Annotated in this window: 17 protein-coding genes; 9 read left to right on the top strand and 8 right to left on the bottom strand. The window is 74.1% G+C overall.

Translation table 11 applies throughout. The features are described from left to right. The first annotated feature begins 12 nt into the window (after nt 1-12). From ACN20G_RS36455 to ACN20G_RS36420, 8 genes are read left to right on the top strand one after another with little or no spacing between them, the layout of a single operon-like run. Nucleotides 13-1,161, top strand: coding sequence for an acyl-CoA dehydrogenase (locus ACN20G_RS36455; RefSeq protein WP_424217659.1), 1,149 nt, complete (start codon nt 13-15; stop codon nt 1,159-1,161). Nucleotides 1,162-1,171: 10 nt separating this feature from the next. Next, nucleotides 1,172-2,470 (top strand): aspartate aminotransferase family protein, encoded by a 1,299-nt coding sequence (locus ACN20G_RS36450; RefSeq protein ID WP_424217658.1) that lies wholly within the window; start codon nt 1,172-1,174, stop codon nt 2,468-2,470. After that, the gene (locus ACN20G_RS36445) at nt 2,463-2,978 is read left to right on the top strand and encodes a type II toxin-antitoxin system RatA family toxin (protein WP_424217657.1); all 516 of its coding nucleotides are present in this window, start codon (nt 2,463-2,465) and stop codon (nt 2,976-2,978) included. Before ACN20G_RS36450 ends, ACN20G_RS36445 begins: the two co-directional genes overlap by 8 nt. Before the next feature lie 3 nt (nt 2,979-2,981). Further along, nucleotides 2,982-3,470, top strand: coding sequence for a hypothetical protein (locus ACN20G_RS36440; RefSeq protein WP_424217656.1), 489 nt, complete (start codon nt 2,982-2,984; stop codon nt 3,468-3,470). Next, entirely contained in the window at nt 3,470-4,435 is a 966-nt protein-coding gene (locus ACN20G_RS36435; protein WP_424217655.1) for a VlmB-like protein, read from the top strand. Before ACN20G_RS36440 ends, ACN20G_RS36435 begins: the two co-directional genes overlap by 1 nt. Before the next feature lie 28 nt (nt 4,436-4,463). Continuing rightward, nucleotides 4,464-5,471 carry a beta-ketoacyl-ACP synthase III gene (locus ACN20G_RS36430; RefSeq protein ID WP_424217654.1) on the top strand — a complete coding sequence of 336 codons (1,008 nt, stop codon included), beginning with the start codon at nt 4,464-4,466 and terminating at the stop codon, nt 5,469-5,471. Between the two features lie 46 nt (nt 5,472-5,517). Further along, complete coding sequence (locus ACN20G_RS36425) at nt 5,518-5,757, top strand: acyl carrier protein (protein ID WP_424217653.1); 240 nt, start codon at nt 5,518-5,520, stop codon at nt 5,755-5,757. Further along, the gene (locus ACN20G_RS36420) at nt 5,757-6,995 is read left to right on the top strand and encodes a beta-ketoacyl-[acyl-carrier-protein] synthase family protein (RefSeq protein WP_424217652.1); all 1,239 of its coding nucleotides are present in this window, start codon (nt 5,757-5,759) and stop codon (nt 6,993-6,995) included. Before ACN20G_RS36425 ends, ACN20G_RS36420 begins: the two co-directional genes overlap by 1 nt. Before the next feature lie 50 nt (nt 6,996-7,045). Here the strand turns inward: ACN20G_RS36420 and ACN20G_RS36415 are convergent, their stop codons facing one another. From ACN20G_RS36415 to ACN20G_RS36380, 8 genes are all read right to left on the bottom strand, one after another. Then, a complete protein-coding gene (locus ACN20G_RS36415; RefSeq protein WP_424217651.1) occupies nt 7,046-7,561 on the bottom strand; it encodes an RNA polymerase sigma factor in 516 nt (171 codons plus the stop codon). A gap of 192 nt (nt 7,562-7,753) precedes the next feature. After that, nucleotides 7,754-7,957, bottom strand: coding sequence for a cold-shock protein (locus ACN20G_RS36410; protein ID WP_424217650.1), 204 nt, complete (start codon nt 7,955-7,957; stop codon nt 7,754-7,756). Nucleotides 7,958-8,235: 278 nt separating this feature from the next. Beyond that, nucleotides 8,236-9,075, bottom strand: a complete 840-nt coding sequence (locus ACN20G_RS36405) for an SDR family oxidoreductase (RefSeq protein ID WP_424217649.1) — start codon at nt 9,073-9,075, stop codon at nt 8,236-8,238. A gap of 14 nt (nt 9,076-9,089) precedes the next feature. Further along, nucleotides 9,090-9,845, bottom strand: coding sequence for a thioesterase II family protein (locus tag ACN20G_RS36400; RefSeq protein ID WP_424217648.1), 756 nt, complete (start codon nt 9,843-9,845; stop codon nt 9,090-9,092). Between the two features lie 122 nt (nt 9,846-9,967). Then, on the bottom strand, nt 9,968-10,612 hold the full coding sequence (locus ACN20G_RS36395) for a response regulator (RefSeq protein WP_424217647.1): 645 nt from the start codon (nt 10,610-10,612) through the stop codon (nt 9,968-9,970). After that, nucleotides 10,576-11,853, bottom strand: coding sequence for a sensor domain-containing protein (locus ACN20G_RS36390; protein ID WP_424217717.1), 1,278 nt, complete (start codon nt 11,851-11,853; stop codon nt 10,576-10,578). Before ACN20G_RS36390 ends, ACN20G_RS36395 begins: the two co-directional genes overlap by 37 nt. A gap of 128 nt (nt 11,854-11,981) precedes the next feature. Next, nucleotides 11,982-14,498: an FtsX-like permease family protein gene (locus ACN20G_RS36385; RefSeq protein ID WP_424217646.1), complete on the bottom strand. Its 2,517-nt coding sequence runs from the start codon at nt 14,496-14,498 to the stop codon at nt 11,982-11,984. After that, the gene (locus ACN20G_RS36380; RefSeq protein WP_424217645.1) at nt 14,498-15,301 is read right to left on the bottom strand and encodes an ABC transporter ATP-binding protein; all 804 of its coding nucleotides are present in this window, start codon (nt 15,299-15,301) and stop codon (nt 14,498-14,500) included. Before ACN20G_RS36380 ends, ACN20G_RS36385 begins: the two co-directional genes overlap by 1 nt. A 398-nt stretch (nt 15,302-15,699) precedes the next feature. Here ACN20G_RS36380 and ACN20G_RS36375 point away from each other — a divergent pair, with 398 nt between their 5' ends. After that, entirely contained in the window at nt 15,700-15,948 is a 249-nt protein-coding gene (locus ACN20G_RS36375) for a hypothetical protein (RefSeq protein ID WP_424217644.1), read from the top strand. The last annotated feature ends 3 nt before the right edge of the window (nt 15,949-15,951 follow it).

Raw genomic sequence — 15,951 nt, 5'->3', positions numbered from 1 at the left:
GAAGGAGTTCCCGTGCGCGCCCTGGATGCCGCCCGCCAGACCTGTGAACGCCGACTGCCCGGCCTGCTCGACGCCCTGGGCGCGTTCCCCCTCGAAGAGCTGGAGCGCCCCGGCAGCCCCGCCATCGAGCTGTTCCGCTCCCACGGCGGCCCCGCCCTCGTCATCCCCACCACCTACTCCGGCATCGGCGCGAGCCCGCTGGAGGCGGTGCGGGTGACCCGGGCGCTCGGCGCCGTGTCGCCCTCCCTGGCCGTGGCCACCACCATGCACCACTTCTCCGTCGCCACGCTCTTCTCCCTCGCCGACAGCCTGCGGTCCGGGGGCGTCGAATGGGCCCTCCTGGAGGGGATCGTGGAGCGCAACCTGCTGGTCGCCTCCGGTTTCGCCGAGGGCAGGCCGGGCCGCGGCATCCTCTCGCCCACCATGGAGGCCCGTCCGGACGAGGGTGGGAAGGGCTACCGCGTCAACGGCGCCAAGAAGCCGTGCAGCCTCTCCGCCTCCATGGACCTGCTCACCGCGAGCGTGGTCCTGCCCGGCCCCGACGGCCCCGGCACGGGGGACACGGCCGTGCTGCTCGTGCCGCGCGAGGCCGAGGGCCTGAGCGTGCGTCCCTTCTGGTCCGGCTGGGCCCTGGCCGGCGCCGAGAGCGACGAGGTCCGCCTCACCGACGTGCTCGTGGACGAACAGCAGTTGATGCGCACGACCGCGGGCGACGAGGGCGAGTCGGACGAGTTGCAGACCGTCGGTCTCATCTGGTTCGAGATGTTGATCACCGCCTCGTACCTGGGGATCGCCAGCGCTCTCGCCGAACGGGTCACGAGCGCCGGACGCGGCTCCGTCGCCGACCGGGCCCGGCTGCTCACCCGCTTGGAGACCGCGACCCTGCTGTTGGAGGGGATCGCCCGGAGCATCCAGGACGGGGAGAGGGACAACGCCGCGCTCGCCGCCGCCCTGGTGGCGCGGTACGGGGCGCAGGACGCGATCGGCGACACCGTCCGCACGGCCGTGGAGCTGCTCGGCGGCATGGCGTTCATCGGCGGCGGCGACATCGGCTACCTGGCGGCCGCCTCCCACGGCGTCTCCTTCCACCCGCCGTCGCGTTCCGCCTTCGCCGAACCCTTCGTCGAGCACGTCGCGGGTCGACCGCTGCTGCTGTCCTGAGGAGCCTGCCATGAGCACGAGCACGACCACGGACGCGCGCGTCCACGACCGCGAGCACATCGGGCGGCTGTACCGGGCCAACCTCAGCAAGGGGCGCGCCACCCTGGGCGAGATGTTCGGCGGTCACGTCGAGACCGGCTCCGAGGGGGCGTGGATCACGACCGACGGCGGCGGCCGGTTCCTGAACTGCGGCGGTTACGGGGTGCTGATCACGGGCGCCCGGCACCCCACGGTGGTGCGGCACGTCACCGAGCAACTGGGCCGGCACCCCGTGGCGAGCCGGGTCTTCCTGGAGCCGCAGGCGGCCCTGGCGGCCGAGGCCCTGGTGGCCAAGGCGCCGGCCGGACTCGAACGGGTCCACTTCGCCTGCTCGGGCGCGGAGGCCGTGGAGACGGCCATCAAGATCGCCCGTACCCGGGGCAAGGACCGGCTGGTCGCCACGTGGGGCGGGTACCACGGCAAGACGATGGGCGCCCTGAGCCTGACCGGCAAGGAGGTCTTCCAGGACCCCTTCCGGCCGCTGTTGCCGGGGGTGCACCACGTGCCCTTCGGTGACGTGCGGGCCCTGGACGAGTTGTTGGCGACGATGCCGGGGCGGGCCTGCTTCGTGGTGGAGCCCGTCCAGGGCGAGGCCGGTGTGGTCCTGCCGCCCCCCGGGTACCTGCGTGCGGTGCGGGAGCTGTGCCGGGTCCACGACGCGCTCCTCGTGGTCGACGAGATCCAGACGGGCCTGGGCCGGCTGGGGACCTGGTGGGGCGCGGACGCGGAATCGGTGACCCCCGACGTGCTGCTCGCGGGCAAGGCCCTGGGCGGGGGCGTGCTGCCGGTCTCGGCCGTGCTGGCCACCCCGGAGGCGTTCACGGCCTTCGACAAGGACCCCTACCTGCACACGTCGACGTTCTCCGGCTCGCCGCTCGCGATGGCGGCCGTGCGCGGCGCGCTCGCCGCGATCGAGGAGGACGGCCTGGTGGACCGGGCCCGGGACCTCGGGGCGGAGATCCTGGCCACCGTCCGGGAGATCGCCGTGCGGCACTTCGGGCCGGTGGTGCGCGAGGTGCGCGGGCGGGGTCTGCTGATCGGGATCGAGTTCGCGATCCCGGGGCCTGCGGGCGATCTGCTCATCGAGCTGATCTCGCACGGGGTGGTGGCCAACCACTCGCTCAATTCGCACCTGGTGCTGCGGCTCACGCCGCCCGCCGTCCTCGACGCCTCGGACACGGCCTTCCTGTACGAGGCATTCGACCGCGCCTGCCGAGCGCAGGCGGCCCGTTACGTACCGACTTTCGAAGGTGGCTCCGCCCATGCGTAGTGTTCACGTGGCCGTCGCGCTGCCCCAGGTCTCGCCCGAGGCGGGATACGAGCAGGTCAGGCGGTTCGCCCGGTATCCCGAACTCGCCCCGGTGGTGCGTTCCGTGATCGTCCGTGAGGGCGGTGCCGGCGGGGAGGTCAGCGACTGGGAGGTGTACTTCCGCAACGGGATCCTGCGCTGGACCGAGTCCGACCGCTTCGATCCGGACCGGCTGTCGATCACCTTCGCCCAGCTCGACGGGGACTTCGACTCCTTCGCCGGGGTCTGGCGGGTCGAGGCCGCCGGGAGCGGGTGCCTGGTGGACTTCGGCGCCGAGTTCGACTTCGGCATCCCGAGCCTCGCCGGCATCCTCGACCCCGTCGCCGAGCGGGTGATCAAGGAGACCATCGCCCGGGTGGTCCTCGGCCTGTTCGGCGGCGAGGGCACGGTCGTCGGGGACGAGGCGCTGGCGCGGGCGGTGGCCCTGCCGGCGGCCGAGATCCCGCTCGCCGGCACCCCGGCGGGGTGAGGCGTGGACGCCAAGAACCTGTTCATGACGCCCACCACGGCCCGGCTCGTGCGCGCGGAGTACGGTCTGGGGCTCGTGGTGTGCGTGGTCCTCTTCCTCACGCACCTGGACGAGGTCCGCTGGTGGCCGGCGGTCGGCCTGTTCCTCTACATCGACCTCCTCGGCTACCTGCCCGGCGCCGTCGCCTTCCGGCGCGCGCGGGACGGCAGGATCCACACGGGGTACTACCTCGCGTACAACGCGATGCACAGCCTGGTGACCCAGGGGCTCGTGGCGCTGGGCTGGATCTGGGCGTTCGGCGCCGAGTGGGCGCTGCTCGCGCTGCCCATCCACCTCTTCGGCGACCGGGCGCTGTTCGGCAACTACCTCAAGCCCTTCGGGTTGCGTTTCGAGCCCGAGACCCATCCGGCGTACCGCGCTCTCCTCGGCGAACTCACCGCCGGCGCGAGCACGTGGGGCCGGCTCCCCGGCGTTCCCGAAAGGACACAGTGATGACCCCCGCGAACATCCCCTCCGAGGCCGACTGGGAGCGGGCCCCCTCGCTCATGGACGGGGCGTTGCACCTGGAGCTCTCGGCCGCGACCTGCGATCTGCGGTACTGGTTCGGGGCCGTTCCGCAGGGCACCCTGCGCGGCCGGGTGCTGGGGCACGCCGAGGACGTGGCGCCCCTGGACGTCGTGCGGCGGCGGGGGCCGCTCAACGAGGCGCTCTCGCGGGAGCTCGCCTTCCGTTCCCTCGCCGAGGAGAAGGCCACGCGGGCCATCGGGCACCTGGTGTCCCTGGCCCCGGACAACGCCACGATGGAGTTCTACTCCACCCAGTTGATGGACGAGGCCCGGCACGCGATGGTGTTCCGGCGGCACCTGCTCGACCTGGGCGTCGACGAGGACCGGCTGGAGGCCGAGGTGGACCGGCTCGCCGCGGCGGACCGGGACGCCATCCTGGTCCCGCTGGAGGAGTTCGGTCTGCGGGTGCTGCGCGACGAGCGGGACTTCATCGGGGGCGTCCTGGTGCTGACCGTGCTGGTCGAGGGCGTCCTGGCGCCCGCCGCCGAGCTGAGCGAACGCAAGTGGCGGGTCTTCGACCCGGCCGCCGCCGACATCGAGCGGGGCGCGGGCATCGACGAGATCCGGCACCTGACTGTCGGCAGCCACATCCTGCGCGAGCACCTGATCGCGCACCCCGGGGACAAGCCGCGGCTGCTGGAGCTGATGGCGGAGGGCTACGCGCTGTGGGACAAGCTGCCCACCTCGGCGCAACTGGCGCACCGGGAGCAGCTGTTCCAGCGGGGCATCGAGGAGCACGGCGCGCTGTTGGGCGACTACGAGGCATGGCCGGGGCGGCGCCTGGCGGACACCACGGCCGAGGAGCGGATGGCGACGGGCAAGGAGTGGGCGGACACGATGCAGCGCACCCGGCTCGGCTACATGGGGCTCGCGGAGGCGGCGTGGACCTGAGCGGCGCGCTCGCGGCCGGGGTGGTCCGATGAGCTCGGCACCCGTGGCGGTGGTGTCCGGTCTGGGGACCCATCTGCCGCCTCGCGTGGTCACCAACGCGGATCTGGCGCGGGAGCTGGACACCTCCGACGAGTGGATCCGCAGCCGGACCGGGATCGGTCGGCGGCACGTGGTCGACGAGGGCACCGCCACCTCCGACCTCGCCGTCGAGGCGGGGCGGCGGGCGCTGGAGTCCGCCGGGGCGGCGGCGGTGGACGCGGTGATCGTGGCCACGACCACCCCGGACCACTCCTGTCCGGCCACGGCGCCCTCGGTCGCCTCCCGCCTGGGCCTGGGGCACGTGCCGGCCTTCGACGTGGCGGCGGTGTGCACGGGTTTCCTGTACGGGCTGGCCGCGGGCGGCGGACTGATCGCGGCCGGCACGGCGCGCAGTGTGCTGGTGATCGGGGCCGAGACGTACTCGGGCATCCTCGACCCCGAGGACCGCTCGACCCGGGCGATCTTCGGGGACGGGGCGGGGGCGGTGGTGCTGCGGGCCGGGGTGCCGGAGGAGCCCGGCGCGCTCGGGCCGCCGGTCCTGGGCAGCGACGGCGCGGGCGGCGGGTTGATCCGGGTGCCCTCGGGCGGTTCCCGCGATCCGATCCGGGCCGGGAACCTGGCGCGGGCCGATCCGTACTTCCGGATGGCGGGCCGACAGGTGTTCCGCAACGCCGTGGAGCGGATGGCGGAGGCCGCGCACGAGGCCGCCGCCCGCGCCGGGTGGCGGCCCGAGGACATCGAGGTCTTCGTGGCCCACCAGGCCAACCTCCGCATCGTGAACGCGGTGGCCGATCGGCTGCGGCTGCCCCGCTCCCGCTTCCCGGTGCATTTGGACCGGGTCGGCAACACCGCCGCCGCCTCCATCCCCCTGGCCCTGGCCGACGCCGTGGCCGGGGGCGCCCTGCGGGCCGGGCAGCGCACCGCCCTCGCCGCCTTCGGGGGTGGTCTGACCTGGGGTGCGACCACGCTGACCTGGCCCGAGCTGACCCCGGTGTGACCTCTCGCCCTTTCCCACTCGTCCCTTCCTCTTCAAGGAGCACGTCATGAGCGACACCTTCCCCCGCCTGGTGCAGCTGCTGGTCGCGAACTTCGGTTTCGAGACCGACGAGGTCGCGCCCTCGGACACCTTCGGCACCCTCGAACTCGACTCGCTGGCCCTGGTCGAGCTGACCCTGACGGTCCAGCAGGAGTTCGGCATCGGGCTGTCCGACGACGAATTCGACGCGGACAGCACCCTCGAACAGGTCACGAAGGTCATCGAGAGCAAGTTGGTGACGGCCTGATGCCTCGTTCCGTCGACGCGTTCGACGCCGCGGTCACCGGCATCGGCATGGTGACCGCGGCGGGGATCGGCGCCCGGGAGTCCTGGGCGGCGCTCCTCGCGGCCGAGGGCACGGCGGCCTCGGGGGTGCCCGCGCTGGCGGGCACCCCCGCCCACATCGGGTGCTGGATACCGGACTACGACCCCGGCCGGTCCATCGGGCGGCGCAAGGCGTGGCGGCTGGACCGCAGCAGTCAGTTCGCCGTCACCGCGGCCGCCGAGGCGGTCGCCGACAGCGGGCTCGACCCCGCCGGCTGGGACGGCACCCGGGTCGCCGTGGTGCTGGGCAGCGGCATCGGGGGCGCGGCCAGTTGGGAGCGACAGCACCACGTCCTCCTCGACGAGGGGCCGCAGCGGGTGTCGCCGCTGCTGATCCCGATGCTCGCCGTCAACATGTCCGCCGGGTACGTGGCGATGGAGCACGGCGCCCGGGGGCCCAACCTCGTCACCGCCACCGCCTGCGCGTCCGGGACCACCGCCATCGGCACCGCGCGCGACCTGCTGCGCCGGGGCGTGTGCGACGTGGTGATCACCGGGGGCACCGAGGCATGTCTGATTCCCTCGATCATCGCGGGTTTCGGTCAGATGGGGGCGCTCAGCGGCCGGCAGGACGATCCGCTCGCGGCCTCGCGTCCCTTCGACGTCGATCGCGACGGCTTCGTGCCCGCCGAGGGCGCCGCGATCCTGGTCCTCGAACGGGCCGTGGACGCCAAGGCCCGCGGGGCCCGCGTGTACGCGCACGTCAGCGGCTACGGGGCCTCCGCGGACGCCCACCACGCCACGGCCCCCGACCCCACGGGCGCGGGGGCCGAACTCGCCCTGCGCGCGGCCCTCGACGACGCCGGGATCCCGTCCGACGCCGTCGACCACGTGAACGCGCACGGGACGTCCACCCCCCTCAACGACGTGGCCGAGGCATCGTTGATCCGCCGGGTCCTGGGGGACCGTCCCGCCGTCACCTCCGTGAAGGGGACGGTGGGCCACTCCCTGGGCGCGGCGGGGGCGATCGAGGCGGCCGTCACCGCGCTGACCCTGAGCCGGGGCGTCATCCCGCCCACCGCCAACCTGACCCGCCAGGACCCCCGCGTGGAGTTGGACGTCGTCGCGGGGACGGCCCGCGAGGCCGCCGTGGAGGTCGCCGTCAGCAACTCCTTCGGGTTCGGCGGTCAGAACGCCGTGCTCGCCCTCACCCGGGCCTGACGCGCGGGTGCGGCCGGCCCCGCCTCGCGGTGGGGCCGGCCGATGGGGGGTCAGGCGGCGAGGCCGGCGCCGTGCCACCGGTTCAGCCGGGCCCGGGCCCGGGTGAAGGCGCCCTCGGCGGCCTTGACGGAGATGCCCAGTCGGCCCGCGGCCTCGCGGGTGCCGGCGCCCTCGATGCGGGCCAGGACGACCTCGCGCTCCCGGCCGTCGAGCCGCTGCACCTGGGCGAGCATCCAGGCCCCCTCGGCCGCCGCGCAGGCCGCTTCCTCCGGCCCCGCCGCGGTGGTCTCGACGGTGTGGGCGTGCCGGTGCAGGAACCGCACGGCCCGCTCCCGGCGGCGGTGCACGTCCACGCACAGGCGCAGGGTGACGGCGGTGAGGAACGCTCCGACGCGTGCCTCGTCCAGGCCCCGGTGGAGCGCCGCGCGCAGCAGGGCCTCCTGCACGCAGTCCTCGACGTCCTGTTGGCCGGTCAGCCGGGTCCGGGCCAGCCGGAGCAGCCTCTCCCGGTGCGGCAGCACCAGTTCCCAGCGTCGGACCGAGGGCTTCTCATCCGTGCTCGGCACCGGAGCGGCTCCCTCTCCTCGTGTCCTCCCGGGCCCGTGCCCGTGACAAGATCCACGGTGTCAGGAGGGCCTGTCAGGCCACTGGCAATCCACTGAGACGGTCGTGTCAGCGGCGCCGGCGGGGGAGAGAACGAGCGCGGGGCCCGGCACGCTGCTGCGTGCCGGGCCCCGCGTCGGTGCTGACGGGGTGCGTCAGGCGCGGACGATGTTCTCCGCCTGCGGGCCCTTCTGGCCCTGGGTGACGTCGAAGGTCACCTTCTGGCCTTCGGTGAGCTCGCGGTAGCCGCCGCCGGAGATGTTGGAGTAGTGGGCGAAGACGTCGGGGCCGCCGCCGTCCTGCTCGATGAAACCGAAGCCCTTTTCGGCGTTGAACCACTTCACGGTGCCACTGGCCATGCTGATGTCCTTCAAAGTCACGCCCGGCCCCGATCGGGGCCCGGCAGGGAAACGCCGACAGGGCCGCCCCCGCGGACGGGGTGGGGCCTGTGCGGCTGGCACCACTCTCGCACCGACCACCCTCCTCGCGCCAGCACACTCCCGACACAAGCCGGGGTCGGTCGGGCCGGTCGGGGGGTCGAGGCCCTGTTCACGGGGGTGCGGCGGGGGCGGGACGGCCGGTGCGGGGGGTGCGTGCGGGTGGGTGGTGCGCGGGCGCGGAGGTGACGCCGGGCCGGTCAGGGGGTGGGGCGGGGGCCGGTGAGGGCCTGGGCGTGGGTGAGGAAGACCGGGAGCCAGTCCTCGTGGGAGGGGCGGCCGGCGAGGGTGGCCTCGGCGTCGGCGCCGATGGGGGTGTGCAGGGGGGCGCGCGGGTCGTGGACGGCGCGGACGAGGGCCTCGGCGGCCTCGCGGGGGTCGGCGGCGCCCTTCGCCACGTGGGCGAGGAAGCGGGCGGTCCATGCCTCGTCGGCGGTGTAGGGGCCGTCGGGGGCGGGGGTGGCGGGCCGGTCGTGGATGGCGGAGGCGTGGCTGCCGGGGGCGGGGCAGAGCACGCGGATGCCGTAGGGGGCGGTCTCGGCGGCGAGGGCCTCGCTGAGGGCGCCGAGGGCGGCCTTGCTGGCGGCGTAGAGGCCGCCGTGCGGGATGGCGTGGGTGTGGGCGGCGAGGGAGGAGATGTTGACGATGGTGCCGGCGCGGCGGGCGCGCATGGCGGGGAGGGCGGCGCGGATGGTGCGCAGGGGGCCCCAGAGGTTGGTGTCGAAGAGGGTGTGGACGGTGGTCCAGGGGGTGGTCTCGACGGCGCCGGTGTGATCGACGCCCGCGTTGTTGACGAGGACGTCGAGTCCGCCGTGCTCCTCCTCGACGGCGCGGACGACGGCGGTGACGGCGGCCTCGTCGGTGACGTCGAGGGCGTGCAGGCGCAGGGGGAGGTTCTCGCGGGCGGCGCGGGCGCGCAGCTCCTCGGCCTTGGCGAGGTCGCGCATGGTGGCGTGGACCCGGTCGCCGTGTCGGGCGAAGGCGAGGGCGCTCTCGCGGCCGATGCCGGTGCTGCAGCCGGTGATGAGGACGGTGGCCACGGGGGGGCTCCGTTTCAGGCGGTGGGGGCGGGCTGGGCGGTGAGGAGGTGGGCGAGGGTCTGCCAGTGGTCGGTGAGGTAGAAGTGGCCGCCGGGGAAGGTGTGGAGGGTGAAGGGTCCGGTGGTGTGCTCGGACCAGGCCCGGACCTCCTCGACGGTGGCCTTGGGGTCCTCGGTGCCGGTGAGGGCGTGCACGGGGCAGCTCACGGGGGGTCCGGGGGTGTGCTCGTGGGTCTCGGCGGCCCGGTAGTCGGCGCGGATGGCGGGCAGGGCCATGCGCAGCAGTTCCTCGTCGTCCAGGACGGCGGAGGCGGTGCCGGACAGGGCGCGCATCTCGGCGATGACCCCGTCGTCGTCGAGGAGGTGGACGGTCTCGGTGCGGGGGCTGGTGGGCGAGCGGCGGGCCGAGACGTACAGGGCGCGGGGGAGGATCCCGTGCCCGTGTTCGAGGCGGCGGGCGATCTCGTACCCGAGGGTGGCGCCCATGCTGTGGCCGAAGAGGATCAGGGGGCGGTCGGCGAGGGGCAGCAGCAGGGGGGTGAGGCGGTCGGCGAGTTCGGTGACGGTGGCGGCGCAGGGTTCGGCGCGGCGGTCCTGGCGGCCGGGGTACTGCACGCTGAGGGCCTCGACGCCGGCCGGGAGGAGGGCGGAGAGCCGGTGGTAGGCGGTGGCGGAGCCGCCGGCGTGCGGGAGGCAGATCAGGCGGGCCTCGGCGTCGGGGCGGGGGTGGTAGCGGCGGAACCACAGGCCGTCCGGGGTGGGGGTGGTCATGGCGGGCCCTTTCTCCGGGCGGGGTGGGATTCCTCGCAGTGTGCTCGGCGGGCCCGGCCCCGTGACACCCCTAGCCGCCCCACCCTCCCCCGCCCCCGCTCCCGGTGTGGGCCCGGGTGGGCTCAGGCGTTGAGGTAGGCGAGGACGGCGAGGACGCGGCGGTTGCTGTCGCCGGAGGGGGGCAGGTCGAGTTTGGTGAAGATGCTGGAGATGTGTTTGGCGGCGGCGCCCTCGGTGACGGTGAGGCGTTCGGCGATGGCCGCGTTGGAGCAGCCCTCGGCCATGAGTTCGAGGACCTCGCGTTCGCGGGCGGTGAGGGCGGTGAGGGGTTCGTCGCGGGAGTGGCCGGCCATGAGCTGGGCGACGACGGCGGGGTCCATGGCGGTGCCGCCGGCGGCGACGCGGGTGACGGCGTCGATGAACTGCCCGTCGTCCAGGACGCTGTCCTTGAGCAGGTAACCGATGCCGCCGGTGCCGTCGGCCAGCAGCTCGCGGGCGTACATCTGTTCCACGTGCTGGGAGAGCACGAGGATGGGCAGCCCGGGTTGTTCGCGGCGGGCCTGGAGGGCGGCGCGCAGGCCCTCGGTGGTGAAGGTGGGGGGCAGGCGCACGTCGACGACGGCCACGTCGGGGCGGTGTTCGGTGAGGGCGGCGGCGAGGTCGGTGCCGTTGTCGACGGCGGCGACGACGGTGCAGCCGTACGCCTCCAGGAGTTGGGTGATTCCCTGCCTCAGGAGGAAGAGGTCTTCGGCGAGGACGACGCGCACGGTATCTCCAGGGTCATGACGGTCGGGCCGCCGGGGGGGCTGTCGATGTGCAGGGTCCCGTCGAACGCGGCCAGTCGGCGGCGGATCCCGGCGAGGCCGCTGCCGGCGGCGGTGTCGGCGCCGCCCCGTCCGTCGTCGGTGACCCGGGTGCGCAGACGGCCGTCCGCGTGCCGGGCGTCGACCTCGACGCGGCTCGCGTCGGCGTGCTTGAGGACGTTGGCGAGGAGTTCGGAGACGGTGAAGTAGAGGGCCGATTCCACCGGGTCGGGGAGTTTGTCGGGCAGCTCGGTGTGGACGGTGACGGGCAGCGGGGAGGCCAGACCCAGGGCGCGCAGGGCGTCGGCGAGACCGCGTTCGGCCAGGACCGGGGGGTGGATGCCGCGGACCAGGTCGCGCAGTTCGCGCAGGGCCTGCACGGAGGAGGCGCGGGCCTCGCGGAGCAGGACGCGGGCCTGTTCGGTGTCGCGGTCGAGCTGGCGTTCGGCGGCGCCGAGTTTGAGGCCGAGGGCGACGAGCAGGGCCTGGGCGCCGTCGTGCAGGTCGCGTTCGATGCGGCGCAGTTCGGCGGCCTGCACGTCGAGGGCGTCGGAGCGGGTCTCGGCGAGGTGGGCGACGCGGGAGGCGAGGCGGGCGCCGGCGGTGGGGCCGAGCAGCAGCCGGGCCAGGTGGGCCTGGGCGTAGGGGACGAGGGGGCCGGCGAACAGCCAGAAGGTGAGGCAGAGGGCGGCCAGGGCGCCGGCGGCCAGGGCGGTGGGGCCGCTGTCGACGGTGACGAAGGCGTACCAGCGGCCGTGGCCGTCGGCGGCCAGCGGGCGCCACAGGCCGGCGGCCAGGGCGATGCCCTCGCCGGCGTAGTAGAGCAGCCCGGCGGGGAGGAAGCCGAGCAGGCCGAGGACGGAGTTGAGGAGCAGCCACAGCAGGTCGCGCCAGGTGGCGGGGTCGGTGAGGATCCACTTGCAGCGGCGCATCCAGCCGACGATGTCCTTCTCGATGCTCTCGGGTTCGGGCCGGTAGGGGCGTTCGACGGGGACGCCGGCGCGGCCGGCGGCGGCGCGGCCGAGGTCGCACAGCCGGCGCACGGCGCGGGTGGCGTAGGGCAGGACGACGAAGCCGATGCCGATGGCACACAGGACGATGAAGTAGAGGGTGGTGACCAGGAGCAGGGCGCCGGCGATGGCGGCGGTGGCGGTGACGGCGCCCAGGACGGTGGAGTCCAGGGCGCGGCGCAGCACGCTCCACACGGGCCGGTGGCGCGGTTCGGCCTCGGCCTCGGGGTCGGTGGGGGGCGGCGGGGCGGACGCGGGCGGGCCGCCCCCGGTCCGCTGGGGAGCGGACGGGGGCGGCCCGGGGGGCGCGGGGTGCGTGTGGGTCACGCGGCCTTCACCGTGTCCACGGCGGGTTCGCGCATGCCGCGCCAGGAGGGCAGCAGGGTCGCGCCGAAGATCAGCAGGAGGGCTCCGCCGACGATGGCGAGGTAGATGCCGGGGGATCCGGAGGGGAGCCAGGTGCCGTTCTTGACCATGCTGTAGGGGACGATGGTGGTGGCGGCGGCCAGGGTGCCCAGGACGGTGGCGACGACGGCGATGAGGGTTCCCTCGACGCCGAGCATGCGCATGATCTGGGCCTTGGTGGCGCCGGTGAGGCGTTGCAGTCCGAACTCGGCCCCGCGCTTGCGGGTGACGGAGACCAGGGTGTTGACGACGGTGATGGCGGCGTACCCGACGATCATGGCGACGATCGTATAGTTCGCGGACACCAGGATCTGCTGGATCTGATTGTTTCGGCCGGCGAGCGAGCTCGCCGCGTCCAGTTCGGTGCCGGGGACGCTCGCGGCCAGGGCGCCCAGGCGCTGCTGGAGTCCGCTCGCGCCGGCCTCGGCGCGGACCAGGATCTGGCGCGGCAGGCCGTCGCCGGTGTGCGGGGCGAGGGTGGCGGCGGGCAGGGTGACGTAGCGCTGCTTGGGGTCGTCGGCGTAGAGGGCGACGATCCGGGGGCTGATGTCGGCGCCGTCGCCGAGCTTGAGGGGCAGCTTGTCGCCCAGGCCCAGGCCCCGGTCGCGGGCGGTCTTCTCGGACAGGGCGACGGTGTCCCCGCGCAGGTCGGCCAGGGAGCCGGCGACGGGGCTCAGGGCGAGGACCCCGGCGACGCCCTCGGCGGAGACCCCGCGCAGGTCGGTGTCGGTGAGGCCGTCGGCGCCGGTCAGGAAACCGCGGGCGGTGACGAACTCGGAGGCGGCGGCCACCCCGGGCACGGCGCGGGCCCGGTCCACGGCTCCGGGGGCGAACCCGCCGGTGGTGGAGTCGAGCACGTAATCGGCCGAGATGTTTCGCTCGTAGGAGGCGCTGGAGACCGCGTCCTCGGTGGACTGCATGTACAGGGTGCCGGTGGCGATGCCGATGAGCATGACGATCGGGGCGACCGCGCCGGCCATCCGGACGCTCGCCGTGGCGGCGTTGCGCAGGGCGAGCCGGCCGGAGATCCCGGCGAGCAGGCGCAGCGGCAGGCCGATGACGGCGGTCATGACCTTGGTGATGCCGGGGGCCAGCAGGGCCAGGCCGATGCAGAAGAGCACCGAGGCGGGGCCGGCGGTGGAGGCGAGGGTGGGGCCGTCCTCCATGACGGTGGCGGTGGCCACCGCCAGGCCGAGGCCGTTGACGAGGAAGAACACGGCGAGCAGCAGCCGGGGCACGGTGAACCAGCGGGCGCCGACGGCGGATTCGGCGACGGCGGCCACCGGTTCGGTGCGGGCCGCGCGGCGGCCGGCGAAGCGGGTGGCGCCGGCCGCGGCCAGCACGGTGACCAGCGCGCCCACCGCCATGGGCATCCAGCCGGCCCGGTAGTCGATGGCGGGGGCGATGACCCCGCTGGTGGTGAGGACCTCGAACAGCAGCCGGCCCAGGCCCCAGCCGGGCAGCAGGGCGAGGAGGACGGAGGAGACGGACAGCACGGCCGTCTCCCACAGGATCATGCGGCGCAGTTGGCCGGGGGTGGAGCCGACGGCCCGCAGCAGGGCCATCTCGCGGGCCCGCTGTTGCAGGGAGAGCCCGAGGGTGGAGGCCACGCCGAACATGACGATGAGGACCACGGAGGAGCCGAAGATCGCGGCGAGGATGACGATGGTGCGCTGGGCGGCCAGGGTGCCGGGCAGTTCGGCCAGGCCGACCCTGTCCCCGGTGAGGACCTCGGCGCGGTCGCCGACGGTGCCCCGCAGGGTGGCGGCGAGGGCGGCCGGGTCGGTGCCGGGGGCGGTCAGCACGGCGACGGAGTCCACGCGGTCGGCGGAGCCGGCGAGGACGCGGGCCCGTTCGTCGCTGAAGAACACGGCGGGCCGGGGGTCGGCGTCGCCCTTCTGTTCGACGATGCCGGTGACCCGGTAGCGCTGGAGGGTGCCGCGCACCATGAGCTCGACGCTCGCGCCGGTGGTGACACCGGCGGGTTCGGCGATCCGCTTGTCGAGGACGACCTCGCCGCCGGCCACGGGGGACGTTCCGCCGGCGGCGAGGGTATAGGGGGTGAGGCGGGCGCCGGACCAGCCGTGGCCGGTGGGGTCGGCGCCGCCGGTCACCGGGCGGCCGTCCTTGATCAGGGTCGCCGGGAAGGACACGTCGGGCACGGCCTCGCGCACGCCCGGGACGGCGGCGATCTCGCGGGTCAGGCCCGCGTCGATCCGCCGGCGTTCGGTCAGGGCGGTGGAGTCCTGCGAGAGGTCACCGGTGACGACGACCGGGGTGTTCTGGTAGCGCTGGGGGACGGCGGCCATCCGGACGCCGGTCTCCATCAGGCCGCCGCAGCCGATCACGATCGCGGCGCCGAGGAACATGGCGAGGAAGGTCGCGGCGAAGCTCGCCTTGCGGAACTTCAGGGTGCGCAGGGACAGGCGCCACATCAGTACCGGCCTCCGGTGCTCACGGGGGCGGCCTGGGGCTGCGTGCCCTCGTCCTCCCAGGCGCCCAGCCGGGTCATGCGGGCGGCGACGGCGTCGGCGGTGGGCCGCTGGAGTTCGCCGGCGTACGCGCCGTCGGCGAGGAAGACCACGCGGTCGGCGTAGGAGGCCGCGACCGGGTCGTGGGTGACCATGATCAGGGTCTGGCCGGCGTTGTCGACGGATTCGCGCAGCAGCCCCAGGACGGCGGCGGCGGTGCGGGTGTCGAGGGCGCCGGTGGGTTCGTCGGCGAAGACCACGGCCGGGTTGGTGACCAGGGCGCGGGCGATGGCCACGCGCTGCTGCTGGCCGCCGGAGAGCTGGAAGGGCAGGTGGCCCAGGCGTTCGGAGAGGCCGACGCGGCGCACCACGGTGCGCACCAGGGCCTTGTCGGGCTTGCGGCCGGCGAGTTGCAGCGGGAGCACGATGTTCTGCATCACGGTCAGCGCGGGCAGCAGGTTGAAGGACTGGAAGATGAAGCCGATCCGGTCGCGGCGCAGCCGGGTCAGGGCTCCGTCGTCCATGCCGGCGAGGTCGGTGCCGCCGACGGTGACGCGGCCGGAGGTGGGGCGGACCAGGCCGGCGGCGCAGTGCAGGAAGGTGCTCTTGCCGGAGCCCGAGGGGCCCATGACGGCGGTGAAGGTGCCGGTGGCGAAGCTCATCGTGAGCCCGCCGAGGGCGACGACCTGCCCGTCGCCGCGGCCGTAGGACTTCACGACCGCATCCAGTCGTACCGCCTCGCTGCGGAGGTCGTCGGTTGTGTGCACTGGGGGCTCCCCGATGAGAAGACGCGTGGTGTGGCTGCTCGGTGTGTGCCGGTGATCCCATGATGGTGAACGGGGCCGGGAGGGCGCATTGGGACTGCCTGGCGGATCGGTGGTGGAGTTTCCTCCACCCCCCTCGGGAATGAACCTGCCGGCGCCGCGCGGAGCTGCGTTCGATCCTCGCACATTCGCCTCCGTCAAGGGGGTGGAAAATCCGGACCGACCGAACATCTGGCACCACCCGAGCAAGTGCCGGCAGCATCAGTGCCATTGCCCGGGGACGGCAGGTAACGTCAGGGCGTCAGACAATCTTCGAGGGATGGGAAATCCCGTGATCTACACAAGTGGTCTTCTCGCGGGGAAGACCGGGTTCAGGGCCGCGCACGAGGGGTTACGGGCCGATGGACGATGAAATCGGGCTGCGGGCCCGCGTGTTGTCCGACGGACGTCTGGAACTCGTCGCCCCGGCCACCGGGCGGACCCATCACTGCGGGCCGCGCGGGACGAGCATGTGGTTGGCGCTCAGCCAGAACGCCTGGGAGGCGGAGGCCGCGACGCTGGACCTGGCCGGGCAGTGGGGGCTCGATCCGGCCAACCTGTCGTGCGAGTTGACCGCGTGGATGGCGCATTTCCGCGAATTGGGCCGGTGAAGC

This window comes from Streptomyces dryopteridis (assembly GCF_049606955.1).
Classification (GTDB): Bacteria; Actinomycetota; Actinomycetes; order Streptomycetales; family Streptomycetaceae; genus Streptomyces.
The sequence above is the reverse complement of the archived record's forward strand: the minus strand, read 5'-3'. Positions and strand labels throughout refer to the sequence as shown.